Origin of the sequence: Bradyrhizobium tunisiense, assembly GCF_042263385.1 — a bacterium.
In the GTDB taxonomy this organism is placed as follows: Bacteria; Pseudomonadota; Alphaproteobacteria; order Rhizobiales; family Xanthobacteraceae; genus Bradyrhizobium; species Bradyrhizobium tunisiense.
The window spans coordinates 891,958-917,835 of sequence record NZ_JBHLEV010000003.1; the positions used below are offsets into that span (position 1 = coordinate 891,958).

Annotated in this window: 25 protein-coding genes; 13 read left to right on the plus strand and 12 right to left on the minus strand. The window is 65.0% G+C overall.

The window, feature by feature from the left end:
- Positions 1-90: 90 nt before the first annotated feature.
- Positions 91-3,087: a bifunctional proline dehydrogenase/L-glutamate gamma-semialdehyde dehydrogenase PutA gene (gene putA, locus ACFDR6_RS17555; protein WP_375858983.1), complete on the minus strand. Its 2,997-nt coding sequence runs from the start codon at positions 3,085-3,087 to the stop codon at positions 91-93.
- Between the two features lie 114 nt (positions 3,088-3,201).
- Between putA and ACFDR6_RS17560 the strand changes: the two genes are divergently transcribed.
- The gene (locus tag ACFDR6_RS17560) at positions 3,202-3,663 is read left to right on the plus strand and encodes an Lrp/AsnC ligand binding domain-containing protein (RefSeq protein ID WP_212080526.1); all 462 of its coding nucleotides are present in this window, start codon (positions 3,202-3,204) and stop codon (positions 3,661-3,663) included.
- A gap of 170 nt (positions 3,664-3,833) precedes the next feature.
- Here the strand turns inward: ACFDR6_RS17560 and ACFDR6_RS17565 are convergent, their stop codons facing one another.
- From ACFDR6_RS17565 to ACFDR6_RS17580, 4 genes are all read right to left on the minus strand, one after another.
- Complete coding sequence (locus ACFDR6_RS17565; protein ID WP_008134691.1) at positions 3,834-4,034, minus strand: cold-shock protein; 201 nt, start codon at positions 4,032-4,034, stop codon at positions 3,834-3,836.
- Positions 4,035-4,240: 206 nt separating this feature from the next.
- Entirely contained in the window at positions 4,241-4,543 is a 303-nt protein-coding gene (gene sorB / locus ACFDR6_RS17570; RefSeq protein WP_375858984.1) for a SorB family sulfite dehydrogenase c-type cytochrome subunit, read from the minus strand.
- Positions 4,544-4,555: 12 nt separating this feature from the next.
- Positions 4,556-5,755 carry a SorA family sulfite dehydrogenase catalytic subunit gene (gene sorA / locus ACFDR6_RS17575; RefSeq protein WP_375858985.1) on the minus strand — a complete coding sequence of 400 codons (1,200 nt, stop codon included), beginning with the start codon at positions 5,753-5,755 and terminating at the stop codon, positions 4,556-4,558.
- A 196-nt stretch (positions 5,756-5,951) separates the two neighbouring features.
- On the minus strand, positions 5,952-7,055 hold the full coding sequence (locus ACFDR6_RS17580; protein WP_375858986.1) for a mandelate racemase/muconate lactonizing enzyme family protein: 1,104 nt from the start codon (positions 7,053-7,055) through the stop codon (positions 5,952-5,954).
- Positions 7,056-7,223: 168 nt separating this feature from the next.
- On the opposite strand from ACFDR6_RS17580, the gene ACFDR6_RS17585 reads away from it, so the two are divergent.
- The 5 genes from ACFDR6_RS17585 to ACFDR6_RS17605 all read left to right on the plus strand — a co-directional run bounded on the left by ACFDR6_RS17585 (position 7,224) and on the right by ACFDR6_RS17605 (position 12,486).
- On the plus strand, positions 7,224-8,069 hold the full coding sequence (locus ACFDR6_RS17585; RefSeq protein ID WP_317242467.1) for an AraC family transcriptional regulator: 846 nt from the start codon (positions 7,224-7,226) through the stop codon (positions 8,067-8,069).
- Between the two features lie 136 nt (positions 8,070-8,205).
- A complete protein-coding gene (locus tag ACFDR6_RS17590; RefSeq protein WP_375858988.1) occupies positions 8,206-9,132 on the plus strand; it encodes an SMP-30/gluconolactonase/LRE family protein in 927 nt (308 codons plus the stop codon).
- Positions 9,133-9,337: 205 nt separating this feature from the next.
- Entirely contained in the window at positions 9,338-9,931 is a 594-nt protein-coding gene (locus ACFDR6_RS17595; RefSeq protein WP_375858989.1) for a GNAT family N-acetyltransferase, read from the plus strand.
- Positions 9,932-9,947: 16 nt separating this feature from the next.
- Positions 9,948-11,594 (plus strand): GMC family oxidoreductase, encoded by a 1,647-nt coding sequence (locus ACFDR6_RS17600; RefSeq protein ID WP_375858990.1) that lies wholly within the window; start codon positions 9,948-9,950, stop codon positions 11,592-11,594.
- Between the two features lie 139 nt (positions 11,595-11,733).
- Positions 11,734-12,486, plus strand: coding sequence for a DUF5958 family protein (locus tag ACFDR6_RS17605; protein WP_375858991.1), 753 nt, complete (start codon positions 11,734-11,736; stop codon positions 12,484-12,486).
- Between the two features lie 1,003 nt (positions 12,487-13,489).
- On the opposite strand, the gene ACFDR6_RS17610 is transcribed toward ACFDR6_RS17605, so the two are convergent.
- Positions 13,490-14,332 (minus strand): AAA family ATPase, encoded by an 843-nt coding sequence (locus ACFDR6_RS17610; RefSeq protein ID WP_063201884.1) that lies wholly within the window; start codon positions 14,330-14,332, stop codon positions 13,490-13,492.
- 96 nt (positions 14,333-14,428) lie between these two features.
- On the minus strand, positions 14,429-14,674 hold the full coding sequence (locus tag ACFDR6_RS17615) for a GlsB/YeaQ/YmgE family stress response membrane protein (protein WP_212080783.1): 246 nt from the start codon (positions 14,672-14,674) through the stop codon (positions 14,429-14,431).
- Between the two features lie 123 nt (positions 14,675-14,797).
- Here ACFDR6_RS17615 and ACFDR6_RS17620 point away from each other — a divergent pair, with 123 nt between their 5' ends.
- From ACFDR6_RS17620 to sseA, 3 genes are all read left to right on the plus strand, one after another.
- Complete coding sequence (locus ACFDR6_RS17620) at positions 14,798-15,973, plus strand: vWA domain-containing protein (protein ID WP_212080534.1); 1,176 nt, start codon at positions 14,798-14,800, stop codon at positions 15,971-15,973.
- Positions 15,974-16,127: 154 nt separating this feature from the next.
- Positions 16,128-16,541: a rhodanese-like domain-containing protein gene (locus ACFDR6_RS17625; protein WP_212080784.1), complete on the plus strand. Its 414-nt coding sequence runs from the start codon at positions 16,128-16,130 to the stop codon at positions 16,539-16,541.
- Positions 16,542-16,745: 204 nt separating this feature from the next.
- Complete coding sequence (gene sseA, locus ACFDR6_RS17630; RefSeq protein ID WP_375858992.1) at positions 16,746-17,603, plus strand: 3-mercaptopyruvate sulfurtransferase; 858 nt, start codon at positions 16,746-16,748, stop codon at positions 17,601-17,603.
- Between the two features lies 1 nt (position 17,604).
- On the opposite strand, the gene ACFDR6_RS17635 is transcribed toward sseA, so the two are convergent.
- On the minus strand, positions 17,605-18,432 hold the full coding sequence (locus tag ACFDR6_RS17635) for a hypothetical protein (protein WP_375858993.1): 828 nt from the start codon (positions 18,430-18,432) through the stop codon (positions 17,605-17,607).
- A gap of 320 nt (positions 18,433-18,752) precedes the next feature.
- Between ACFDR6_RS17635 and ACFDR6_RS17640 the strand changes: the two genes are divergently transcribed.
- The gene (locus ACFDR6_RS17640) at positions 18,753-19,952 is read left to right on the plus strand and encodes a L,D-transpeptidase (RefSeq protein ID WP_212080537.1); all 1,200 of its coding nucleotides are present in this window, start codon (positions 18,753-18,755) and stop codon (positions 19,950-19,952) included.
- A gap of 57 nt (positions 19,953-20,009) precedes the next feature.
- Here ACFDR6_RS17640 and ACFDR6_RS17645 read toward each other — a convergent pair whose 3' ends face one another.
- Together ACFDR6_RS17645 and ACFDR6_RS17650 are read right to left on the minus strand one after the other, a co-directional pair.
- A complete protein-coding gene (locus ACFDR6_RS17645; protein ID WP_375858994.1) occupies positions 20,010-20,972 on the minus strand; it encodes a D-2-hydroxyacid dehydrogenase family protein in 963 nt (320 codons plus the stop codon).
- A gap of 142 nt (positions 20,973-21,114) precedes the next feature.
- Positions 21,115-21,330: a hypothetical protein gene (locus ACFDR6_RS17650; RefSeq protein WP_063201904.1), complete on the minus strand. Its 216-nt coding sequence runs from the start codon at positions 21,328-21,330 to the stop codon at positions 21,115-21,117.
- Between the two features lie 234 nt (positions 21,331-21,564).
- Between ACFDR6_RS17650 and ettA the strand changes: the two genes are divergently transcribed.
- Positions 21,565-23,214: an energy-dependent translational throttle protein EttA gene (gene ettA / locus ACFDR6_RS17655; RefSeq protein ID WP_317242475.1), complete on the plus strand. Its 1,650-nt coding sequence runs from the start codon at positions 21,565-21,567 to the stop codon at positions 23,212-23,214.
- A 7-nt stretch (positions 23,215-23,221) separates the two neighbouring features.
- Positions 23,222-24,448, plus strand: coding sequence for a lytic murein transglycosylase (locus ACFDR6_RS17660; RefSeq protein ID WP_375858995.1), 1,227 nt, complete (start codon positions 23,222-23,224; stop codon positions 24,446-24,448).
- 77 nt (positions 24,449-24,525) lie between these two features.
- Here ACFDR6_RS17660 and ACFDR6_RS17665 read toward each other — a convergent pair whose 3' ends face one another.
- Positions 24,526-24,813, minus strand: coding sequence for a hypothetical protein (locus ACFDR6_RS17665; protein WP_317242478.1), 288 nt, complete (start codon positions 24,811-24,813; stop codon positions 24,526-24,528).
- Positions 24,814-25,038: 225 nt separating this feature from the next.
- Positions 25,039-25,362 carry a hypothetical protein gene (locus ACFDR6_RS17670; protein ID WP_212080542.1) on the minus strand — a complete coding sequence of 108 codons (324 nt, stop codon included), beginning with the start codon at positions 25,360-25,362 and terminating at the stop codon, positions 25,039-25,041.
- Positions 25,363-25,461: 99 nt separating this feature from the next.
- Here ACFDR6_RS17670 and ACFDR6_RS17675 point away from each other — a divergent pair, with 99 nt between their 5' ends.
- A complete protein-coding gene (locus ACFDR6_RS17675) occupies positions 25,462-25,803 on the plus strand; it encodes a hypothetical protein (protein WP_375858996.1) in 342 nt (113 codons plus the stop codon).
- The last annotated feature ends 75 nt before the right edge of the window (positions 25,804-25,878 follow it).

The following is a 25,878-nucleotide window of genomic DNA, read 5'->3' on the forward strand; positions in this document are numbered from 1 at the left end:
GTTTCCCGCGCGCTGGAATTGGCGCTGGCAGGTGGTGGGCGCAATTAGACCGATGTTTTGCGGGGATGCAACGGCGCCTGGCGCAGGGCCTCACTCCTCTCCCGCAAGCAACGCCGCATTGCCACCCGCGGCCGCCGTGTTGATCGTCACCGTCTGCTCGGTCGCAAAGCGCGCGAGATAGTGCGGGCCCCCGGCCTTGGGGCCAGTTCCGGACAGGCCGTTGCCGCCGAACGGCTGCACGCCGACCACGGCGCCGATCATGTTGCGGTTGACATAGATGTTGCCGACCTGGACGCGGTCGATGATGGCTTCGATGGTGTCGTCGATGCGGGAGTGGACGCCGAGGGTCAGCCCGTAGCCGGTGCGCGCGATGGCCTGCAACACGCCTTCGAGACTTTCCGCGCGGTAGCGCACAACGTGCAGGATCGGACCGAAGACTTCCTCCGTAAGCTGGGCGGCCTCCTTCAGCTCGAAGATGTGCGGTGCGACGAAGCACCCCTGCGGTGCGTGGCCGGCGAAGTGCAGCCGCGCGTCGTTCTTCATCCGCGCAATATGCGTATCGAGGCGCTGCTTGGCCTCCGTGTCGATCACCGGGCCGATATGGGTCGCGACATCTGCGGGATCTCCGATCTTCAACTCGCGTGCCGCGCCCGCGATCATCTCGATCATGCGGTCGGCCACGTCCTCCTGCACGAACAGCAGCCGCAGCGCCGAGCAGCGCTGGCCAGCGGATCGGAAGGCGGAGGTCACGACGTCGTCCGCAACCTGCTCCGGCAGCGCGGTGGCATCCGCAATCATGGCATTGATGCCGCCGGTCTCCGCGATCAGCGGCACGATCGGACCGTCCTTGGCGGCGAGCGTCCGGTTGATCAGGCGCGCCACCTCGGTCGAGCCGGTGAAGACGACGCCGGCAATATCGGGATGTGCCGTCAGGGCTGCGCCGATGTGGCCGTCGCCGGTGACGAGATGCAGCGCGCTTCGGGGGATGCCGGCCTCGTGCAGCAGGGCTACGGCCTCGCGCGCGATGCGCGGCGTCTGTTCGGCGGGTTTTGCCACCACGCTGTTGCCGGCCATCAGCGCGGCGGTGACCTGGCCCAGGAAGATCGCCAGCGGAAAATTCCACGGCGAGATCGCAACGAAGACGCCGCGGCCGCGCATCGCGAGCACATTGCTCTCGCCGGTTGGGCCCGGCATGGCGGCATCGCTTCCGAACAGCGTGCGGCCCTCTGCGGCATAATAGCGGCAGAAGTCGGCGGCCTCGCGCAGCTCGGACAGCGCATCGTCGAGCGTCTTGCCGCCCTCGGCCTGCAGCAGCGCGATGAAATGACCGCCGCGGTTCTCCAGCAGATGCGCGGCCTGTTCCAGCGCTGCTGCGCGCATGGCTGCCGGCGTTCGGCTCCAGGCGGCAAAGCTGGCGCGCGCAGCCGTCACCGCCGCGTTGGCCTGATCCGGTGTTGCGTCGGCGATGGGCTCGAGGTTCGCGGCTTCGGCCTTTACGTCAGCCAGAAGCTGGCCGAGCGCGGCCCGTTCGCCGAATTCGACGCCGCGCGAATTGCGCCGCTCCGGCGCAAAGAGATCGCGGGGCAGCGGAATCCTGGAATGGGCCGCCGCTTGCGGCCGGACGATCGCATCCGCCGGTCGCTGCAACAGCGCCGGAACCGGCACGCGGTAATCTGCGGCCTGTGCCACAAACGAGGAATTGGCGCCGTTCTCCAGCAGCCGCCGCACCAGATAGGCCAGCAGGTCGCGATGGCTGCCGACCGGCGCATAGGTGCGGTAGGCGACCTCGGGGTGGTCCTTGGCAAGCTGCTCGTAGAGCGCTTCTCCCATGCCATGCAGGCGCTGGAATTCGAAGCCGCCGCTAGTCCCGGCAAGCTCCAGCACGGTTGCGACCGTCAGCGCATTGTGGGTGGCGAATTGCGGGAAGATGCGGGGCCGCAAGGCCAGCAGCTTCGTCGCGCAAGCGACATAGTTCAGATCCGTCATCGCCTTGCGCGTGAACACGGGATAGCCGTCGAGCCCGCGCTCCTGCGCGCGCTTGATCTCGGTGTCCCAATAAGCGCCCTTGACGAGGCGCACCATCAACTTGCGATCATGCGCGCGGGCAAGTTCGTCGACATAGTCGATCACCGCGCCGGCGCGTTTCTGATAGGCCTGGATCGCGAGGCCAAATCCGTCCCAGCCGGCAAGCGAGGGATCGGCAAGCGTCTCCGCGATCACGTCGAGCGACAGCTCCAGCCGGTCGGCCTCCTCGGCATCGACGGTGAAGTTGAGGTCGTGCGCCCTGGCGCGCTGCGCCAGATCCAGCAGCAGCGGCACCAGCTCGGCCATCACCCGCTCGCGGCTGATCGCCTCGAAGCGCGGATGCAAGGCCGAGAGCTTGACCGAGATGCCGGGCCGGCCGGGCAGGGGATGGGGGCCGGCCGCCTTGCCAATGGTCTCGATGGCGCTGGCATAGGCTTCGAAATAGCGTTTGGCATCCGCCGCCGTGCGCGCGCCTTCGCCCAGCATGTCGAAGGAATAGCGCGGCTGCTGGCCGGAGCGCGGCCGGCCCCGCTCGAGCGCCTGCTCGATGGTCTCGCCCAGCACGAAATGATTGCCCATCAGCCGCATGGCCTGGCGCGTGGCGGTGCGCACCGCCGGCGCACCGAGCCGCTTCACGAGGCGGCCGATGGTGCCGTCAGGCGTCTCGCCGGGCTGGATCACCCGCGCCGACAGGCCGAGCGCCCAGGCCGAAGCATTGACCAGGAAGGCGCTGGACTTGGTCTCGTGATGGATGAAATCGCCCTCGCCGAGCTTGTCCTCGATGAACTGGTCGGCTGTGCGCGCGTCGGGCACGCGCAGCAGCGCTTCGGCCAGCACCATCAGCGCGAGCCCCTCCTTGGTCGAGAGCGCGAACTCCCGCAGCATGTCCTCGACCCCACCAAGCCGGTCGTCGCGCTTGCGGATCGCCTCGATCAGCCGCGTCGCGGTGCGGTCGATCCGCGCCTCCTGCGGCGGGGCCAGATGCGTCGACAAGAGGAGTGCGGCGATCTCGGCGTCATCGGGTGCGTAGGGGGCGGTGAAGGGCGGCGGGATGTTCGGCATGGCGTGTCCTGTGGCTGAAATCCAGGATAATGCCGGTGTTACCGTAGCTCGATAGACAATTTATCAAATCTGCCTTAGAAAATGAAGAGTATGAGCCACTTGACCAGATAAATCATGGAACTCGACCGAACCGACCGGAAAATCCTCTCCATTCTGCAGGAGGACGGGCGCATCGCCAATGTCGATCTCGCGGAGCGCATCGGTCTGTCGCCCACCTCGATCGGCGAGCGGCTGAAGCGGTTGCAGCGGGAGGGCTTCGTCGAGGGTTATGGCGCGCGGCTCAATCCGCACCGGCTCGGCCTCGGGCTCCTGGTGTTTGTCGAGGTGCTGCTCGACAAGACCACGCCGGACAATTTCGAGCGGTTTGCGCGCGCGGTGAAACTCGCGCCGGAAGTGCTGGAGTGTCACATGGTTGCCGGCGGCTTCGACTATCTTGTGAAGGCGCGGCTGGCAGACATGACCGCCTATCGACGCTTCCTCGGCGAGACCCTGCTGTCGATGCCGGGCGTGCGCGAGACGCGGACCTATGCGGTGATGGAGGAGATCAAGCGCGACGCACCGTTGCCGGTGGGCTGACGAAATGCCGTCGCGATTGTCATTGCTGTGGCGTTGAACGAGCGGTCTTCATGCGAAAAATAGTTCACCGTGTGCAATCGCAACGCCTGTCGTCGAATGCACTCACCGTCTTCTAAATTTTTTTGGCCCGGCTCCCGGACAATTCCGGGAGGCAGCAAAAGCTGGCGGGCTTAGACTTTGAGGTTCTCTGCGGAGGTCTTGCCCCGGTTTGCGATCTCTTCGTATTCCACCGTCTGCCCCTCATTGAGGGAGGACAAACCGGCTTTCTGCACTGCCGAGATATGCACGAACACATCCTTGCCGCCCGACGCAGGCTGGATAAATCCATAACCCTTCGTCGGGTTGAACCACTTGACCGTACCTTTAGCCATCACGACTTCTCCGCGGGTCTTCCTCCGAGATCTCGAACCGCCAGTCCCCGCCAACCGGCCGGTTCGGTCCTAACAGGATACGCGGAATGTGGCGGGCTTGGTAGCTCAAACCACATCGGCATTTCGCCGAATTCCGCTCAACTTCGCGGCGCTTTTACCGGTTTTGCCCGTTTTGCGGTCAAATGGCCCGATGCTGCGCGCCTCCGTCAATACGTCGCGGCCAGATAATCGACGATCTTGCCGACATCGGCATCGTCGATCGGTGCGCCATAGACCTTGATCATCTTGGTCACCTCGGCCTGCCAGAAGCCTTTCTTGTCTTTCATCGGCGGCTGCGTGGCGATGTAATCCGCCGAGTGGCAGGCGCTGCAATTGCCCTGCACGACCTCGAGGTTGGGCCCGGGCTTGAACGCGGCGACTTCATCGGGGGTCTTGTAATTGACCGGCGCTGCAGGGGCCGAACCCATGGCGAGGGCAAGGGGGATGGCGAGAAGAATGGTGCGCTGCATGCTCATGCTCCTTCAGGCCACGGTCACGCGGACGGTTTCGACGACGTTGCGCAGATAACCCGCCGGGTTCCAGCGCGGCGTGTCCGGCTGCGTCTCGCCGCCATTGCCGGTGGCGCGCACCTTGAGCTCATGGCTGCCTGCCGCAAGCTTCACCGGCAGCTTCCACTCGCGGAACGAATATTTGCCGAGATCCTTGCCGAGTTTTGCGTTGGTCCAGCTCTTGCCGCCGTCGGTGGAGACCGCGACTTCCTTGATGCCCTTGCCGCCGTCGAAGGCGATGCCGCGCAGCGTCACAGCCCCCGCCCTAAGCTTGGCGCCGTCGGGGAGGCTGGTGATGAAGGAGCGGATGGTGAAGCGGTTGATGGGGATCGTCGCCTTCGGCGCCGTGCCGGGCTCGATCGCATTGTTGGGCGTATCGGGAATGCGATAGGCCGACTTCATCCAGAAGCCGTTATAGACATCGTCGATGACGGTGATCTCGTTGAGGTGCTTGACCCAGTAGGTGCCGTAATAGCCGGGCACGATCAGGCGCAGCGGGAAGCCGTTGAGGAACGGCAAATCCTCGCCGTTCATGCCATAGGCCAGCATCACCTCGCCATCCCTGGCGTGATCGATATCGAGTGCCTTGACGAAGTCAGGCGTCTTGTCGCTGACCGGCCCATCCATGCCGTTGAATGTGACCTGCCTGGCGCCGCTCTGCGCGCCGGCCATGTCGAGCACCGCCTTCAGGGGCACACCGCGCCAGCGCGCATTCCCCATGGCGCCGTTGGCGAGCTGGCCGCCGGCGACGCGCGGCTCGACGAAGCCACGGCTGTTGCCGGAGCACTGCGCGACGGCGACGAGCTCCGTCGCCTTCATCTTCCGGATGTCTTTCAGCGAAAGTTTCAGCGGCTTGTCGACCTTGCCCTTCACCTCCAGCGTGAACGTGTCGGGATCGAGATTGTAGGGGAGGTCGGAGAGGTGATAGCGCACGAAGAACGCGTTGTTGGGCGTGATCGGGCCGTCGTTGAAGATCGCGAACGGCGTCTCGAGCTGTGGCGGCCGGCTGGTCAGGCCGATCAGCGGCCGCTTCTGCGGGTATTTCACCAGCGGCCGTTCGCCATTGGCGAATGGGAGCGTGACGGTGTCGCGTGCCAGAGCTTTGGTAGGATTCAGTGTGGCCGCAATCGCGGCAAAGCCCGCTCCCTTGAGCAGGTCGCGCCGATCGAACATCTGTCCCCTCCCGGAGCTTTGCATTGGACCAGCGGTCATCACCGCGGACCCGCGCTCATCTGTCGCAACGATCTCGACGAAGTCAATTCGTGCTTTCGCAGCGGCGCCATGCCGCTGCGTTGCAGCAGGCCGGTGTTGCGCAGTGACGATCTGGTCGTTTGACTCGATGTCGCCGCGGGCTTTTCACCTCTCCCGCTCACGTCACGCGATATCGCTCCATCACGCCGCGATCCGGCTCATAGCCGAGTCCCGCGCCTGAGGGCACCGCGACATGGCCGGTGGCGTCGCTGTCCGCGCGTCCGCCCCAGAGACACGCTTCGCGATTCAGATGGAACATCTCGACGAGCCCGTCGTCGCGCGTTGCGAGCAAGTGCAGTGTCGCGAGCAGGCCTGGACCAAAGTACGGCGAGTGCGGGACGATCTTGACGCCGAGCCGATCGGCCAGCTCCGCGACCTTCAGAAATTCGGTGATGCCGCCGACCTTGGTCACCGACGGCTGGGCGTGGCTCACCGCGCCCGCTTCCATCATCTGGCGGAATTGATACTCCGTGCAGGCATTCTCACCGGCGGCGATGTCGAGCCCGCCCTTGCTGCGGACCTCGGCGAGTCCGGCGAAATCCTCCGGCGGCCACACCGGCTCCTCCAGGAACATCGGTTGCGCGTCGCGGCAGCTCGTCGCGAACGCGATCGCCTGCTCGCGGATCAACGGGCAGTTCATGTCGACCATCAGCGGAATGCTGGGGCCGATCGCCTTGCGTGCGGCGAACACCGCCTGCGTCGTGGTCTCGTGCAGCTTGATGGCGCCATAGCCGAGCGCGAGGGCCTTCCGGCATTCGGCTGCGATGTTCTCGGGCGAGCCGATCCGCAGCAGGCTCGCGTAAGCCGGAATGGCCGTGCGCCTGGTCTCGCCGAGCAGGCGATGCAGGGGCACGCCCTTGATCTTCGCAGCAAGGTCCCAGAGCGCGATGTCGAGGCCGGAGATGGCGAACATGGTGATGCCGTAGCGGCCGAACAGATGCAGGTTGCGCTGGATCTGCTCCATCATTGCCGGGATGCCGGCCGCATCGGGCACCTTCAGCCCACGGGCCTGCGGCGCGATCATCTCCTCGACGGCGCTGCGCGTGGTGCGCGGGCAGACATAGGCGAAGGCATCGCCCCAGCCGGTCAGCCCGGCATCGGTCAAGACCTCGACCAGCACCATGTCGAGCGCCGTGATTGCGGATGCGCCCTGGCGGAAGCTCGCGACGCCGGCGTCATAGGGGATGCGGATATGGTGCGCACGCACATCGGTGATTTCCATGGCGCGGTTCCCCTTTCTCGTGAGCGGTTCGCCGGAGTTTAGCCACGAACGCCAGGGCGTTGCCAGTGGCCATTCCCGGATTATCCTCCTGCGCGGACAGCAACGCCGATCAAGCGACGCGGCCGCATGCCGCGCATCATGACGGCGCTTCGAACGAGGACGACCGCCATGAACCCGGCCCAACGCGCGCTCTGGTATATCGAGAGCCATCTGGCCGAGCCGATGACGCTCGACGAGATCGCTGCGATCTCGGGCGTGTCGCGGTTCCACATCGTGCGTGCGTTTGCCGCGGCAACCGGACTTCCGGTGATGCGGTACGCGCGCGCGCGGCGGCTGACGGAAGCGGCGCGTCTTCTCGCGAACGGCGCGCCGAACATCCTCCGCGTCGCGCTGGAGGCCGACTACGGCTCGCACGAAGCATTCACCCGCGCGTTCCGCGATCAGTTCGGCGCCACGCCCGAAGCGGTGAGGGCGACAACGTGCGTCAGCCAGCTCAAGCTACAGGAGCCGATCCTCATGGACTCCACCATGCTCGACCATCTCGCCCCGCCGCGCTTCGAAACCGCCAAGGCCTTTCTCGTCGCCGGTCCTGCCGAGCGCATCACCTGCGACAACGGCGCCATGATCCCCGGCCTGTGGCAGCGCTTCCATCAGGCGGTCGCCGACATTCCTGCGCGTGTCGGCCAGGAGAAAGATCAAGTCGCCTATGGTGTTTGCTGCAACGGCGATGATGCCGGCAATTTCGACTACATCGCCGGCGTCGAGGTCGCCGATTTCTCCGACCTGCCGCGCCGCTTCGGCCGCATCCGCATCCCCGAGCAGCGCTACGCCGTCTTCACCCACACCGATCACGTCGCCTCGGTCCGCCGCACCGTCAACACGATCTGGAATCAGTGGCTGCCGGCATCCGGCCTGAAGGCCGCAGACGCACCGAGCTTCGAGCGCTATGACGAAAAGTTCGATTCGGCGACCGGAATTGGCGGCTTCGAGATCTGGGTGCCGGTGAAGGAGTAGCACGCAACGCTGGCATACCGTCCGCCTTGCTTGGCAAGCCCGAGCGACTTTGTCATAACCGCAGGCAAATCTTGCCTGCGGGGCCCGTGCCGGACATCCCGTGCAAGCCATAACAAGCAGCCGGGAGGGTCCCCTCATGTCCAACGTCCGCGTTCTCGCCACCGACCTCGAATTTCCCGAAGGGCCGGTCGTGATGCCGGATGGCTCGGTCGTGCTGGTGGAAATCCGCGGCCAGCGCCTGACCCGCGTTTATCCCGACGGACGCAAGGAGATCGTCGCGAAAATTCCGGGCGGCCCGAACGGCGCGGCCCTCGGCCCCGACGGCAAGATCTACATCTGCAACAATGGCGGCTTCTCCTGGATTCCGACCCGCAACATGATCATGCCGGGCCCGCAGCCGGACGACTATCTCGGCGGTTCGATCCAGCGCGTCGACCTGCAATCCGGCAAGATCGAGACCGTCGTGACCAAATGCGGCGCGCATGATCTGCGCGGGCCGAATGATCTCGTGTTCGACAAGCAGGGCGGTCTGTGGTTCTCCGATCTCGGCAAGCGCCGCGCCCGCGAGATGGACGTCGGCGGCATGTATTACCTCAAGCCCGGCATGAGCGAGCTCGTCGAGATCGTGCACGGCGTGCTGCCGGCCAACGGCATCGGGCTGTCGCCGGACGAGAACACCGTCTACATTGCGGAGACGCCGACCGGCCGGCTGTGGGCCTACGAGCTCTCCGCGCCCGGCACGCTTAAGCCGCGCGATCCAATCTATCGCGGCGAGCGCGGCAAGCCGATCTGCGGCCTCGGCGGCTACCAGATGTTCGACTCGCTCGCGGTCGAGGCCAGCGGCAATGTCTGCGTTGCCACCCTCGTCTCCGGCTGCATCTCGGTGATCGCGCCCGACGGCACGCTGGTCGAGCAGGTCCCGACCGGCGACCGCGTCACCACCAACATCGCCTTCGGCGGCCCCGGGCTGAAGACGGCGTACATCACACTGTCGGGCAAGGGCGAGTTGGTCGCCATGGACTGGCCGCGCGGCGGATTGCCGTTGAATTTCTTGAATAAGTGAGCCAAGCCGTCATTGCACGGGAGGCGGGGGCAACTCCCAGACCCTCACCCTGAGGAGCGCGCCCTCCGCGCGTCTCGAAGGGCGAGGCCACCAGCCGGGCCTTCATCCTTCGAGACGCGCGAAGTCGCGCTCCTCAGGATGAGGAGTTGGCAGTCTGGATTGCGTCGCTTCGCTTCGCTCGCAATGACGTAAGGAGAAAGTTTCGATGCCCTGGCCTGATCCCATCACCCTGCGTGGACAGCACGCCCGTCTCGAGCCGCTGTCGCATCAGCATCTCGACGGGCTGGTGACGGCCGTGAAGGACGGCGAGCTGTCAAAACTCTGGTACACGGCGATTCCGCTGCCGGAGAACATGGACAAGGAGATCGACCGCCGCCTCGGCCTGCAGGCCGCGGGCTCGATGCTGCCGTTCACCGTGTTCGATGCCGGCGGCAACATCGTCGGCATGACCACCTACATGAACATCGATGCCGCCAACCGCCGCGTCGAAATCGGCTCGACCTGGTATGGCAAGAGCGCGCAGCGCGGCCCGCTCAACACGCAGTGCAAGCTCCTGCTGCTGCGGCACGCCTTCGAGACCCTGGACTGCATCGCGGTCGAATTCCGCACGCATTTCTTCAACCACCAGAGCCGCCGGGCCATCGAGCGCCTGGGCGCCAAGCAGGATGGCATCCTGCGCAGCCACCAGGTCGCGCCGAACGGCACGCTGCGCGACACGGTCGTCTACAGCATCACCGCCGCCGAATGGCCGACGGTGAAAACGCATCTCGAATTCCAGCTCAACGACAAACCGCGCTAGGGGCGGCCGAGGCACCATGGACAGATTTGATTATGTGATCGTCGGCGCGGGCTCCGCCGGTTGCGTGCTCACCAGCCGGCTCAGCGAAGACCCCGACACCAGCGTCTGCGTGCTCGAAGCCGGCCCATCCGACTGGCACCCCTACATCCATCTGCCGGCGGGCTTCATAAAAACCTTCCACATGAAGAGCATCAACTGGGCCTACCAGCAGGAGCCGGGGCCCTGGACCGGCGGGCGCAGCATCTACGCGCCGCGCGGCAAGACGCTCGGCGGCTCGTCGTCGATCAACGGCCACATCTACAACCGCGGCCAGCGCATGGATTTCGACACCTGGGCGCAGATGGGCAATCGCGGCTGGGGCTATGCCGACGTGCTGCCTTACTTCAAGCGGCTGGAGAAGAGGGTCGGCGAGGGCGACAACACCTTCCGCGGCCGCGACGGCAAGCTCACCGTCACCACCATGGACTGGCGCGATCCGCTCTGCGAAGCCTTCATGGAAGGCGCGGTCTCGCTCGGCATTCCCCGCAACCCTGACTACAACGGCGCCATACAGGAAGGCGTCTCCTACTGCCAGCGCACCATCGACAAGGGCCTGCGCGTGTCCGGCTCGACCGCGTTCCTCAAGCCCGCGATGAAGCGGCCCAACGTGCATGTGCACACGCACGCGCATGCGACCGAGATCATCTTCGAAGGCAAGCGCGCCGTCGGCGTGCGCTACACCAAGGGCGGCCGCGGCGGCACGCCGGTGGAAGTCCGCGCCAACAAGGAAGTGATCCTGTCCGGCGGCACCTATAATTCGCCGCAGCTCCTGCAGCTCTCCGGCATCGGCTCGCCCGATCTGTTGCAGCAGCACGGCATCGCCGTGCGTCACGCGCTGCCGGTCGGCGAAGGCCTGCAGGACCATTACGCCCCGCGCACGGTGGCGCGCGTCAAGGACATCAAGACCATCAACGAGCTCCGCCGCGGCTTCTCGCTGTGGATCGAGGCGTTGAAATGGGCGACTCAGCGCAAGGGCCTGCTCTCGCTGTCGCCGACCATGGTCTATTGCTTCTGGCATTCCGGCGAGAGCGCGGAGAGCTCCGACCTGCAGCTCACCTTCACGCCGGCGTCCTACAAGGAAGGCGTGCAGGGTCAGCTCGAGGACGAGCCCGGCATGACCGTGGCCTCCTGGCAGCAGCGTCCGGAGAGCCGCGGCTATGTCCGCATCCGCTCCTCTGATCCGTTCGCGCCGCCGATCATCCAGACCAATTACCTCGACGCCGAGCTCGACCGCCGCGTCATCGTGGGCGGCATGAAGCTGGCGCGGCGCTTGCTGAAATCCGCACCGCTGTCGCCCTATTACGCCTACGAGGATTTCCCCGGCCCCAACGTCAACACCGACGACGAATTCCTGGCCGCCGCCACTGAACGCGGCACCACCACCTTCCACCCCGGCTGCACCTGCCGCATGGGCCCGGCGGACAGCACCTGGGCAGTGGTCGACGACCATCTCCGCGTCCACGGGCTGGAAGGACTCCGCGTCATCGACGCCTCGGTCATGCCGCGCATGATCTCGGCGAATTTGAATGCGTCGACCATGATGATTGCCGACCGCGCCTCGGATCTCATCCGCGGCAAGCTTCCGATGGAAGCCGCGCGCATTCCGGACGCCGCGGTGGCGTGAGGTTGTGGTAGGGTGGGTTAGCGAGCGGCTGCGCAAAGCGCGGCCGCTGGCGTAACCCACCACTTCTTCCGATACGAAACAGAAGATGTGGGTTACTGACGCTAACCCACCCCACCAGCTACGAGTTATCGCGGGCACGATGCTGAATGTCGATGAAGAGATCCTGTTGAACCAATTGGCGCAGGGAATCGCAAGCGCTTCAGAGGGGGAGGCCTGGTTTGGCGCGCAGAGCGACGACAACAAGCGCAGGCTGCTTCGTGGCTTGAATAGCTTCATATTGCAGGCAAGCCCTAAGCCTGAAGATGTGGCAGCCGCAATCGCGGAATCGCAGCTGAAGCCGACGCTCACGCCGTGCGTCCTGATCGCAATGCCCAACCTCCCCGTTCAATTGGCGAAGCTTGCGACGCTTCCGGAGTTTGAGCTGCCTCGCGTGTTTCGGCTGCTCATCAAGTTGCTCGCCGCTGCAGACGGCAGGCGACGAAAGGAGCAGCCGCTGGATCACATAAACCATTGGTGGCATACGGACTTGAGCGATCCGGACGTCGTGAATCACATCAAGCGAACGCGCGATGCAGGGCTTCTGGAAAGCTTGCTGTCTTTTGTCCGGGCAGAGACGTTGACGCGCAGGCAAATCACTCTCGCCACCGACATCGCCCGCGATTTGGGCGTCGATGGAGACGACGCGCATGAGTTCATCTGTCGATTTGCGGATCAGTTCAAGGTCGACATGTCGGAGTTCGATTTTGACAGGTATTTTGGTGGAGAAGGGTTTGACCTGGTTGGCCTGATCAAGTCTGTCATTGCCGAACGGAGCACCAAGGCCCCGATGACGGTGGAGCTTCTTTTCGTATCGGCCAAGCAGAGGCGCTGGCCTCGCCATTCGGTGGCTTGACGTCCGGACAATCGCCCCTTCGTTGCCCGTCGGGCAAAACACCCGCCACCCGGTCAACCCCTCCCCGCAAAAATATTCCACTTTACCGAAATTCGGAATTGCGGCATAGATCGACACAGCCCGGCCCGACGAAGAGGGGCGGTTCGCGAGTCGTTCGAAGCGCGGGCCGGGTTGCGGTGGACGCGGCAGCGTCGGCACGAGATGGGACGGGCAGGGCGGGTAGTCCCTGTGAGCCTGAACCCCGCGTGTGACGAGCGGCGCTGCTAGGTTTCGTCTCGCGTGTAAGTTTCCGGCTCCGTCGACAGGGCTGGAAAAACTGCGGCGAATGGCGGGCCGTGCGTACGGCAAAACCGTGTGGTCCTGGCCGTCGTTGCTACGGTCAAGCCTTTGCGGAGATGTGCGCGAGCTCAACCGGGCAGACGGCATCGTCAATTCGCAGGGCGAGGGAGGCCAGAAGGAAAGTTCGGCTCCCGGGAGAGCACGGCATAAGCCGTCCGACCATCGCGCAGGGAAGGCCGTGTGTTCGGCACCACCTGTATGCTGCTGTGCGGTTTTTCTGCGCGTGCGTTTCGCGCAGCAGACCGCGGGTGCGAGGTCAGCACCCGGCCTTCCCTGCGCCCTCTTTGTTTTGGGGCGACGGAGAGAACAAAGCTCGGGCGAGATGAGCCGCGAGGCTGCGAAGGTGTGTCTGCAATTCAGCTGCGAATGGGAAGAGCGAAGTTGTCGCCTCATACTCCGTCATTGCGAGCGGAGCGAAGCAATCCAGAGTCTTTCCGCGGAGGGATTCTGGATTGCTTCGTCCCAAAGGCTCCTCGCAATGACGACGTGGAAGCGGACGTGCGCCACTCTCACTGTCATCGCCCGGCTTGACCGGGCGATCCAGTACTCCGAGACAGGAACGATTCAATCGAGACGCCGCGGCGTACTGGATTCCCCGCTTTCGCGGGGAATAACGGCGGTGGTTGGGGCCGCAGCGGAGCGCGCTCGCAGGCTCGCTCGCTTCCTACACTTCCCGTCGGCTCAAAAACGCCAGCCGCTCGAACAGGTGCACGTCCTGCTCGTTCTTGAGCAGGGCGCCGTGCAGCGGCGGGATCAGTTTGCGGGGGTCGCGCTCGCGTAGTTGCTCGACGCTCATGTCTTCGTTGAGCAGCAGCTTGAGCCAGTCGAGCAGCTCCGAGGTCGAGGGCTTCTTCTTCAAGCCGGGCACCTCGCGGACCTCGAAGAAGATGCGCAAGGCTTCCTCGACCAGGCGCTTCTTGATGCCGGGGAAGTGGACGTCGACGATGCGGCCCATCGTGTCGGCGTCGGGGAATTTGATGTAGTGGAAGAAGCAGCGGCGCAGGAACGCGTCCGGCAGCTCCTTCTCGTTGTTGGAGGTGATCATCATGATCGGGCGCTGCTTGGCCTTGATCGTCTCGCCGGTCTCGTAGACATGGAATTCCATGCGGTCGAGCTCGAGCAGCAAGTCGTTCGGGAATTCGATGTCGGCCTTGTCGATCTCGTCGATCAGGAGCACCGGGCGCTGCTCGGCGGTGAAGGCCTCCCACAGCTTGCCGCGCTTGATGTAGTTCTTGATGTCGGAGACGCGGCTATCGCCGAGCTGGCTGTCGCGCAGGCGCGACACCGCGTCATATTCGTAGAGGCCCTGCTGCGCCTTGGTGGTGGACTTGATGTGCCAGGTCAGCAGCGGCGCGTTCAGCGCCTTCGCCACTTCTTCCGCCAGCACCGTCTTGCCGGTGCCGGGTTCGCCCTTGATGAGCAGCGGGCGCTCGAGCACGATCGAGGCATTGACGGCGACCTTGAGATCGTCGGTCGCAACATAGTCCTTGGTGCCGGTAAATTTCATTGCGTGTCCTTGGGTCATCGTCGGCGAGAAGGCTGTCGCCCCGTCGCGACAAGCGAACGGCCGCTCGCGGCGGCCGTTCCTGGTTCGGTCAGGCTTTCAGACCCGTTTTATCAGCGAAAGGATGACCAGCACAATCACCGCGCCGATGGTGGCGTCCACGATCGCGCCGATCGTGCCGGTGGCGAGCTGAATGTGCAGCTGGGGCAGCACCCAGCTTGCGACCAGCGCGCCGATGATGCCGACGACGATGTTGCCGATCAGCCCAAATCCCGCCCCGTGGACAATCTTGCCCGCAAGCCAGCCCGCGATCGCGCCGATGATGAGCGCTGCGACAATTCCCATTGCAAACGTTCCCAAAACAAACCCCTGAGGGCGCCAATTCTAGAGCAAAAAGCACCCGGGTCCAGCGCAGAGGGATGGCCTCCGCCCCTTGACGTCAGCCATCCGACGGGCAATCTGTCACCCATGTTCCTGCAATTCTTCACCTCTCTGCGCGACGCGCAGGTCCCCGTGACGCTGCGCGAATACCTCACATTGGTGGAGGCGCTCGACGCCGACCTTGCGGACTACTCGGTCGAGAATTTCTACTATCTGTCGCGCACCGCGCTGGTGAAGGACGAGCGCAACCTCGACAAGTTCGACCGCGTCTTCGGCACGGTGTTCAAGGGGCTGGAAAACCTGCTCGACGCCATGGAGAAGGCGGAGATCCCCGAGGAGTGGCTGAAGAAGCTCGCCGAGAAATACCTGACCGAAGAAGAGAAGAAGCAGATCGAGGCCATGGGCTGGGACAAGCTCATGGAGACCCTGAAGAAGCGCCTCGAGGAGCAGAAGGGCCGCCACCAGGGCGGCAACAAGTGGATCGGCACGGCCGGCACCTCGCCGTTCGGCGCCCACGGCTACAATCCCGAAGGCGTGCGCATCGGCCAGGAGAAGAACCGCAACAACCGCGCCGTCAAGGTATGGGACAAACGCGAATTCAAGGACCTCGACGGCAATGTCGAGCTCGGCATCCGCAACATCAAGGTGGCGCTGCGGCGCCTGCGCAAATTCGCCCGCACCGGCGCGCCGGATGAACTCGATCTCGACACCACCATCCGCGAGACCGCCAATCACGGCTATCTCGACGTGCACATGCGTCCCGAGCGGCGCAATGCGGTGAAGCTGCTGGTGTTCTTCGATATCGGCGGCTCCATGGACGCGCATATCGAGCAGGTCGAGGAGCTGTTCTCGGCGGCGAAGAGCGAGTTCAAGCACATGGAGTATTTCTACTTCCACAACTGCCTCTACGAAGGCGTGTGGAAGCAGAACAAGCGCCGCTTCACCGACCGCACGCCGACCTGGGACGTGCTGCACAAATACCCGCACGACTACAAGGTCGTGTTCGTCGGCGACGCCTCGATGTCGCCTTACGAGATCATGGTGCCCGGCGGCTCGGTCGAGCACGTCAACGAGGAGCCCGGCTCGGTCTGGCTCGACCGCATCATCCGCACCTATCCGCATTCGGTGTGGCTGAATCCGGTCGCGCAGAAGCATTGGGACTATTCGGAATCGACCACCATCATCAAACGCATCTTCGCCAACCGCATGTACCCGATCACGATCGAGGGGCTGGAAGGTGCGATGAAGGAGTTGACGCACTGATGTCTTCCGTCGGCATTCCGGGGCTCGCGAAGCGAGAGCCCGGAATCCATTGGGCGGCAGCGTCGGTGGACAAATGGATTCTCAGGTGCGCAATTGCGCAACGTAGCTCGATTCTGCGCATCGCCCCGGAATGACGAAAGAGAAGGGAATGGATATGCCCCAGAACATCACCCGCGGCATCAAGGCGCTGATCGACGAGGCCAATGCCGAGATCGAGACGCTCAACGCCAAGGACGCCATCGAGATCTCCAAGAACGGCGACGTCGTCATCGTCGACATCCGCGACCCCCGCGAGATCGAGCGTGAGGGGCGCATCCCCGGCGCGTTCGCCTGCACCCGCGGCATGCTCGAATTCTGGATCGATCCGCAGAGCCCGTATGCAAAGCCGATCTTCCAGGAGGACAAGAAGTTCGTCTTCCACTGCGCCGGCGGCCTGCGCTCCGCGCTCGCGGCCAAGACCGCGCAGGACATGGGATTGAAGCCCGTCGCCCACATCGCCGGCGGCTACGCCGCCTGGCGCGATGCCGGCGGGCCGACTGAGCAGTGGGAGCCGAAGAAGAAGGGGTGAGGTGTGCTGCGCTGTCGCGCCAATCTCCGCCGTCATTCCCCGCGAAAGCGGGGAATCTAGTACGCCGCGCCCTCTCGTCTCAATCACAACTGCTTCTGGAATACTGGATCGCCCGGACGAGCCGGGCGATGGCAGTGGAGTTTGACGCGCTAAGGCTCTGACCTCCCGCGCACGCCCCGGAATGACCAATCGGAGACTGATCACATGACCACCGCCCCCGACCCCCTCGTCTCCACCGAATGGCTCGCCGCTCATATCAACGACGCCAACGTCAAGATCCTCGACGCCAGCTTCAAGCTGCCGGGCGTGCTGCCGCTGCCGAAGGACGATTATCTCGCCGCGCATCTGCCCGGCGCGGCCTTCTTCGACGTCGATGCGGTGTCGGATCATTCCAACCCGCTGCCGCACATGTATCCGAGCGCCGAGCAATTCGGCCACGACATCGGCAATCTCGGCATCTCCAACGCCGATACCGTGGTGCTCTACGATGCCGGCGGCTGGGTCGCGGCGCCCCGCGCGTGGTGGATGTTCCTCGCCTTCGGCCACGGCAATGTGCGCATCCTCAACGGCGGCCTGAAGAAGTGGCGCGCCGAAGGACGTCCGGTCGAGAGCGGCGAGGTGAAGCCGAAGCCGCAAACCTTCAAGGCGAGCTACGATCCAAAGCGCGTTCGCAGCATGCAGCAGCTGATCGCCAACGTCGAAAGCAGGAAGGAGCAGGTGATCGATGCGCGCGCCGCCGAGCGCTTCGAGGGCCGCGCGCCCGAGCCGCGGCCGGGCATCCGCTCCGGCCACATCCCCGGCGCCCGCAACGTGCCCTACAATCTCCTGTTCGATGCCGCGACCGGTGAGATGAAGCCGCTCGACGATCTCCGCGCCGCCTTCACGGGCGCCGGCGTCAAGCTCGACGCGCCGATCGTGACGAGCTGCGGCTCGGGCGTGTCGGCCGGCGTGCTGACGCTCGCGCTCTATCGCCTCGGGATCACCGACACCGCGCTCTATGACGGCTCATGGTCGGAATGGGGCCAGGAAAAGGGCCCGGCCATCGCGACCGGGCCGGCCTAGCCTACTGCCGGGACCTCGTGGCCGTCGTCGTCGCAAACGTCTGCGGCTGCCCGAACGGATCGAGCTGTTGCTGCAGCTGCTGAGGCGGCGGACGGCGCACCACGCGGTGTTTCGCCTTCGCCTTGCGCTTGGCCGCCTTATCGTCGGCCTTGCTCACAGCCTTGGCCTTCACCGGCTGATCCTTCACAGTCGTCGTCGCCGGCTCGTTCAGTGCAGCCAATTTGGCTGCGGCGACGTCGAGCGCAGAGGAGGCCAGGGCCGCGCTGGAGTCAGCCGGCGCCGGCTCGCCGGCGGTTGCGACAGCGGCAGGCGCGAGGTCAGGCCTGGCTTCGGGAATGGAGGCCGTGGTGTCGGCGGGCGTGAGCGTGTCGGCGGCGGGCGCCGGTGCGGTGGCTTCCGTCGCCGTCTCGGCCTTGGCCGGTTCGGCGGTCACGGGATCGCTTGCGGGGGCAGCGGCCTGCGTCGGTACGTCAGCCTCGCTTGTCAGCGCGGCGATCTGCTCGGGCTCGGTGCCCGGCAATCCGATGGTCGGCACTTGGTCGCGCAATGAAGGCTCGGGCTCGGCCGTCACCTCCGGCTCTACACGGAGGACCGCGAGCACCGGCGGGGCGGGCTCGGGCGCCTGCGCGAACCTCTGCTCCTGCGGGCCGTTCCGCCAGGAGGGGTTGTTGGCATACTGCTCATGGCTCGCCCGCAGCAGCGCGGCGGCGCCCAGGCCGAACACCAGGAGGGACGTTGACAGCAGGATCGCGGCAAACAGGAAGCGAAAGCCGGGAAGCATCGAGGGATTGCGAATTTCCGCCCCGGCGGCGAAGGTGCCAGGGCCCATGAGCCATCTGAACGCGGTGACGGTACTGTTTGCCGCGTTCGCCACGCGGGGATCGGAGCTCAAATTGATGGCGAATCAGGCTGATTCGAACATACCGCAACGATTCCGACCCGTTTCCTTAAATTCGGGGCCGTTGTGTCAGGCAATCCACCGCGCGATGCGATTTCCGCCCCGTGATGCAACGGGGCAACGGTAGTCTTGCGGATCACAAATCGGCAAATCCGGCGCAAATAAGCCTGATATGTCTTGAATGTGCCGCTATCTTCGGCCATCTGGCCGTTAACGGTCCGATCGGGCTTGAGGACTATACAAGAGCGATGATGATCAAACATTTTCTGACGATATGCGCTGCCGCAACCGTCGCTGCGGCGGGAACCTCGCTCGCGCAGGCTCAGAGCTATCCGATCCAGCAGGTGCCGAGCTACGGCGCCCCGGCTGAATACCGGCCCGGCGATCGCACACCGAGTTTCGACGCGCTCGAAGATGACGACGACGCGATGCCGCAGGCATCGTTGCCGCCGCCCGGCCCGGGCGACGATCCGCGCTATGGCCGTCCGCTCGGCGCGCCTCCGGTCTACTCGGCAGCGCCGCCCCAGGGTCCGGTGATGTCGCCGGATGATCCGCGTTATGGCCGCCCGGCGGGCAGCCCGGTCTATTCGGCCGCTCCGCCGCAGGGCCCGGTGATGTCGCCCGACGATCCCCGCTATGGCCGCCCCGCCGGTCCGCCGCCGGTGATCTATGCCAATCGCCCGGGTCAGGGCCAGGCACCCGCCAATGACGGCATGCGTCCGCCGGAGTCCATCGGTGGTCCCGCCGCAACCGGAACGGTCCAGTCCGGCCAGCCGCCCGTCGGTGCCGATGGCCGGCCGTTGACGTTGGCCGCGCTACCGCCCGAGGAGCAGCCCGATGCTGCGCCGGTGCAGTTGCCGCAGAACCTGCGCCGCCAGGAAGTCGCGTTCCAGACCAAGGAGCCGGCCGGCACGCTCGTGGTCGATACGCCCAACACCTACCTCTATTACGTGCTCGGCAATGGCCGTGCGATCCGCTACGGCGTCCGCGTCGGCCGCGACGGCTTCACCTGGACCGGCGTGCAGAAGATCACCCGCAAGGCCGAGTGGCCGGATTGGCATCCGCCGACCGAGATGATCGAGCGCCAGCCCTATCTGCCGCGCTTCATGGCCGGCGGCCCGGGCAATCCGCTCGGCGCCCGTGCGATGTATCTCGGCGCGACCGTCTACCGCATCCACGGCACCAACCAGCCCTCGACCATCGGCAAGTTCGTGTCTTCGGGCTGTATCGGCATGCTGAACGAGGACGTCTCCGACCTGTTCGATCGCGTCAAGGTCGGTACCCGCGTGGTGGTGATGCCGGGTGGCCCGCCGCCGGGAACGGCGACTGCCTCCGCTGCGCCGACGCCCGGTGCTGCCGGTCCGGCCCCGATGGCCGCGCAGGCCGGTCCCGTTCCGGGCACGCAGCCGACCGTGGTGCCGCCGCTGCCGGCGCCGGTCACCGTGCGCTAAGCTCCGAGAGACAATTCAGTTCGCGAAGGGCGTGCCATTGGCACGCCCTTCATCGTTTCAGGCCAGCCTGCGCGGCAACTCGCCGCCCTTGGTCCAGGCGTCGATCGCCTCGACCATCTGACCGTAATGGATGCGCAAGCCGTCCTCGGTGGCGTAGCCGAGATGCGGCGTCAGCACGAGATTGTCGAGCTTGCGGAAAGGATGGTCGACCGGCAGCGGCTCGACCGCGAACACGTCCAGGCCGGCGCCCGCGATCCTGCGCTGCTGCAACGCCTCGAGCAGCGCCTGCTCGTCCACGATCGGCCCGCGCGCGGTGTTGATGAGAAACGCCGTCGGCTTCATCCGCGCGAGATCGGCAGCGCCGACGAGGCCGCGCGAGCGCTCGCTCAGCACCACATGGATGGTGACGATGTCGGCCTTGGCGAACAGCTCCTCCTTGGAGGCGTAGCCGACGCCGGCCGCCGCACACTTCTCCGGCGTGAGGTTCGGGCTCCAGGCGATCACGTTCATGCCGAACGCCTTGGCGATCCCGGCCATCTTGCTGCCGAGCTTGCCGAGCCCGACGATGCCGAGCGTCATGCCCTCGATCTCGACGCCGGCAAAGGTCTGCCAGGGCTCGCCGGCATGCATGCGCGCGTTCTCGCGGCCGATGCCGCGGGTCAGCTCCAAAATCAGGCCCATGGTGAGCGGTGCGGTCGGGTCGCGGGAATATTGCGTGCCGCCGACGGCGACATTGCGCGCCTTCGCGGCTTCCATGTCGATCGCGGCGTTGCGCATGCCTGACGTGAGCAGCAGCTTCAGCTTCGGCAAGCTCTCGAACAGGCTCTTGGGGAACGCGGTGCGCTCGCGCATCGCGCAGATGATCTCGAAATCGGCCAGCGCGCTGGCCGCCGTCTGTTCGGAGGCGAAGGGATGGCTGAACACGGTGACGTCGAGGCGGTCGGACAATTTCTGCCAATCGGCGACGTCGAGCGCGAGATTGAAATAGTCGTCGAGAATTGCACAGCGCAGCCGGCTCATCAGCGTTCATCCAGGGCCAGAGTTGATGGCGAGAGGTGAGGGCGCAAGGCGAGCGCCACCGTCGGAACCAGGCCATGGTTGCGCGCAATAGGACGGCGCGCAAGCCGCTCGCGTCTTCAAAAATCCGACAGGAGAGAGGCGCTTAGAGGTCGCGGGGCTTCAGGCGGAACGGCGCATCCATGCCGTGCTTGGCGCGCCAGGCGGGGCCGGGGCCGCGCATGTAGTGCAGTTCGGGCCGGTAGGGGTTGAAGGCGGTGGCGAAGAAGCGCTTCCAGAAGCCCTTGATCTCCGAGGCGAAGTCGGAGACGTGGCCGGCTTCTGCCGGAACAGGAAGAGAATGGGTCTCGATCAGAGCCATGATGCGGCCTCGCTGTGCTCCCGTTCGTTCTGGGCGGGCGGCGCTGTTTCCGCGCGAAACCGAGCTTTCGGCCTGATTTATTAAAAGATGGTTTCAATTGTCCGGATCGGTGTCCGGATGGTGTCCATTCCGTATTCGTCCGTGGTGAACGGACGGAAAACGTTGCCCTTTAGGGACGGGATCGCTACATCGGCGGCGAAGCAAATTTCCTCAAATCGAAGGTTTTCGGGACCGATGGCGCGCCAGTTCATCTATTTCATGCAGGGCCTGACCAAGAGCTACCCGACCCGGAAGGTGCTCGATAACATCCATCTGAGCTTCTACCCGGACGCCAAGATCGGCGTGCTCGGCGTCAACGGCTCGGGCAAGTCGACGCTGCTCAAGATCATGGCCGGCCTCGACAAGGAGTATAACGGCGAGGCTTGGGTCGCCCAGGGCGCCCGCGTCGGCTACCTTGAGCAGGAGCCGCAGCTCGATGCCAAGCTTTCGGTGCGCGAGAACGTCATGCTGGGCGTCGCCAAGCAGAAGGCCATCCTCGATCGCTACAACGAGCTGGCGATGAACTATTCCGAGGAAACCGCCGACGAGATGACCAAGCTGCAGGACGAGATCGAGGCCCAGGGCCTCTGGGATCTCGACAGCAAGGTCGACCAGGCCATGGACGCGTTGCGCTGCCCGCCCGACGACGCCGATGTGACCAAGCTCTCCGGCGGTGAACGCCGCCGCGTCGCGCTGTGCAAGCTGCTGCTCGACCAGCCCGATCTGCTGCTGCTGGACGAGCCGACCAACCATCTCGACGCCGAATCCGTGTCGTGGCTCGAAAGCCATCTGCGCAGCTATCCCGGCGCGATCCTGATCGTCACCCACGATCGCTACTTCCTCGACAACGTCACGAGCTGGATCCTCGAGCTCGATCGCGGCAAGGGCATTCCCTACGAGGGCAATTACTCGTCCTGGCTGGTTCAGAAGCAGAAGCGGCTGGAGCAGGAGGGACGCGAGGACGCCGCGCACCAGAAGACGCTGGCCCGCGAGCAGGAATGGGTCGCTTCGTCACCGAAGGCGCGTCAGGCCAAGTCCAAGGCGCGCTACCAGCGCTATGAGGATCTGCTCAAGCAGGCGAGCGAGAAGCAGACCCAGACGGCGCAGATCATCATTCCCGTCGCCGAGCGGCTCGGTGCCAACGTGGTCGATTTCGAAGGCCTCAGCAAAGGCTTCGGCGACCGCCTCCTGATCGACAACCTCACCTTCAAGCTGCCGCCCGGCGGCATCGTCGGCGTGATCGGCCCCAACGGCGCCGGCAAGACCACGCTGTTCAAGATGATCACCGGCCAGGAGAAGCCGGATTCAGGTTCGATCACGGTCGGTGAGACCGTGCATCTCGGCTATGTCGACCAGTCGCGCGACGCGCTCGACGGCAACAAGAACGTGTGGGAGGAGATTTCCGGCGGCAACGAGTTGATCCTGCTCGGCAAGAAGGAAGTGAATTCGCGCGGCTATTGCTCGGCGTTCAACTTCAAGGGCGCCGACCAGCAGAAGAAGGTCGGTGCGCTCTCCGGCGGTGAACGCAATCGCGTACATCTCGCCAAGATGCTGAAGTCCGGCGCCAACGTGCTGCTGCTCGACGAACCGACCAACGACCTCGACGTCGACACGCTGCGCGCGCTCGAAGAGGCGCTGGAGGACTTTGCCGGCTGCGCCGTCATCATCAGCCATGATCGCTGGTTCCTCGACCGTATCGCGACCCACATCCTGGCCTTCGAGGGCGACAGCCACGTCGAATGGTTCGAAGGCAACTTCCAGGACTACGAGAAGGACAAGATGCGCCGGCTCGGCCAGGACAGCATCATTCCGCACCGCGTGAAGTACAAGAAGCTGACGCGGTGATGGCGGCATGATGCGGCGGGCGCTCATCGCTGCGGTGATCGTGGTCACCTGCGGCTGGTCGTCCGCCCGCGCCGCCGACGCCGCCTTCACGCAGTTCATCGCCTCGCTCTGGCCGGAGGCACAGGCCGAAGGCGTCTCGCGCAAGACGTTCGACGAGCAGACGCGCGGGCTCGAACCTGACTACAAGCTGCCCGATTTGATCCTGCCCGGGCGCCCCGCGACCGGTGCGCCGTCGCAGGCCGAGTTCGTGCAGGTGCCGGCCGACTATGTCAAGGAAGCCTCGATCGCGCGGCTTGCGGGCGAGGGGCAGCGGCTGCTGCAAAAATACCGTGCCTCGCTGGCTGAGATCGAGAAGAAGTCCGGGGTACCGGCGACCGTCATGCTCGCGATCTGGGGCCGCGAGACGGACTATGGCCGCCATACGCTACCCCATGATCTGCTGCGTGTGCTGGCGACGCAGGCCTATGTCGGACGGCGCAAGGATCAGTATCGCAACGAATTCATTGTCGCGCTCAAGATACTCGACGAAGGCGTCGTCACACGCAAGGACATGCGCTCCTCCTGGGCTGGTGCGACCGGCCTCACCCAGTTCCTTCCATCCGAATATTACAAGCATGGTGTCGATTTCGACGGCGACGGCCGCATCGACATCTGGCGCTCGGTCCCGGATGCGCTTGCATCCGCAGCGCAGCAGCTCGTCAACAAGGGCTGGCAAAGCGGTGTGCGTTGGGCTTACGAGGTGCAGGCGCCGGCCAAGGTCGATTGCACAACCGGCGTGCCCGAGGTGACGAAGCCGATCGGACAGTGGCTGCGCGAAGGCTTCGTGCCGGTGCGTGGACAAAAGCTAGGTGCGGCCGAGCAGGCGCAGCCGGCTTCGCTGCTTCAGCCGGAAGGCATCTACGGTCCGTCGTTCCTGACCACGAAGAACTACTTCGTCATCAAGGAGTACAATTTCTCGGACCTCTATGTGCTGTTCGTCGGTCATCTCAGCGATCGCATGACAAGCCCGCAGTCGTTCGCAACGCCGTGGGCGGCCTCCAAGCAATTGCGCACCAAGGACGTCGAGACGATGCAGCGCGGGCTGACGCGCGTCGGGCTCTACAAGGACAAGATCGACGGCAAGGCCGGCATGCTGACGCGCGCTGCGCTCGGCGCCTATCAGAAATCGGCCGGCCTCAAGGTTGATTGCTGGCCGAGCGAAGAGGTGCTGCGCTCGATCCAGGCGGCGCGGTAGCGGGCTAAAAGAAAAAGCCCGGCCGATGGTCTCGGCCGGGCTTCGATCGCGGCGCTCGTGAGCGCCGTGCGATCAGATCAGTAGCAGACGCGAACCGGGCGAACGACCCAGCCGAAGCCGTCCCAGTAACGCTGGCGCTGCCAGTAGCAGGGCGGGGGCGGCGGGCCGGGCTCGGCCACGTAAACGGGACCGCCATAGGCCGGACGGCTCGACGCGATGGCGCCGCCGACGATCGCACCGCCAATCAGGCCAGCCGCGATGCCGGCGCCGATGCTGCCGTCATGCGCCTTGGCGGACGGAACGGCAGTCACCAGCGAACCGGCGACCGTCGCAACCGTGAGGGCGGCAACAAGAATCTTCTTCATGCTCAGGGCTCTCCTGGGAGATGGGTTCCTCTTGTTCGAGGCGCCCGGGTTTCAAAGGTTCACGCAGGCTCCAATGGAATTGGCCTTGCAGCTAGGAAGCGCGCAAATGGTCAATCCACGGTAAACGCACACGGAGCTGTGACGAGAAAAAGCGGTCTTTTTCAGGCCCCAAGATGAACGGCGGGTCCGGAGTGAATCGGTCGGACGATTCGGCCCGCAGCGCCTTCAGCCGCAGACTCTGACGCGGCGGATGCGCCAGTCGTAGCCGTCCCAGAAGCGCTGCTTCTGCCAGACGCAGCCGCCACCGTAATAGCCGTCGGAGACATAGCCCGGACCCGGCGCGTAGTAGCGGGGCGGGTAATAACCGGGTTGGTAATAGCCCGGGCCGGGTCCGTAATAATACGGAGAGGCCAGTGCGCCGCCGACAATTGCGCCGCCGATGATCCCAGCCGCCACGCCCGCCGCGACGCCGCGCTGCGCATGGGCCGGTGTTCCGGCCGCGAGGGCCAGGGAGGCGACGGCAGCGACCGTCAGGAACAGCTTCTTCATGGGGTGGCCTTTCGTACGAACACGCGGGAACTCTTTGGGACCAGAGTTCCATACTTCGCTTGAATGATCAATGAACGGCGCCTTTGGCGGGCGCGACCAATGGATGATCAGGCACCGATGTGCCCGGGAGGCGAGTTGGACAACGCGATGATCGGTGCATTGATTGCTGCTGGAGTAGTCTTCGCGATCGGCTTCGGCTGGATCTCGCACCTTCAGAACCGGAGCCAGCGCCGCTCACGGATCGCGGCCGGCGACGGCAATAGTGGCGGCGGCGACACCTATACGGGGACGAACGACGGCTTCTGGCTGGGGAGCTGGTTTTCCGGCGGCAGTTCGGGGAGTTCCAGCGACGGTGGCGGCTGTTCCAGCAGTGATAGCGGCGGCGGTGGCGGGGATTGCGGAGGCGGCGGTGATGGTGGTGGAGGCGGCGGCGGCGACTAGATCCCCTCTAATCTTGATTCAGCGCAACGCCCGGTTTTGGAGCCGTTCTAGGCTGCAATCGGGCCAGTTTGGAAT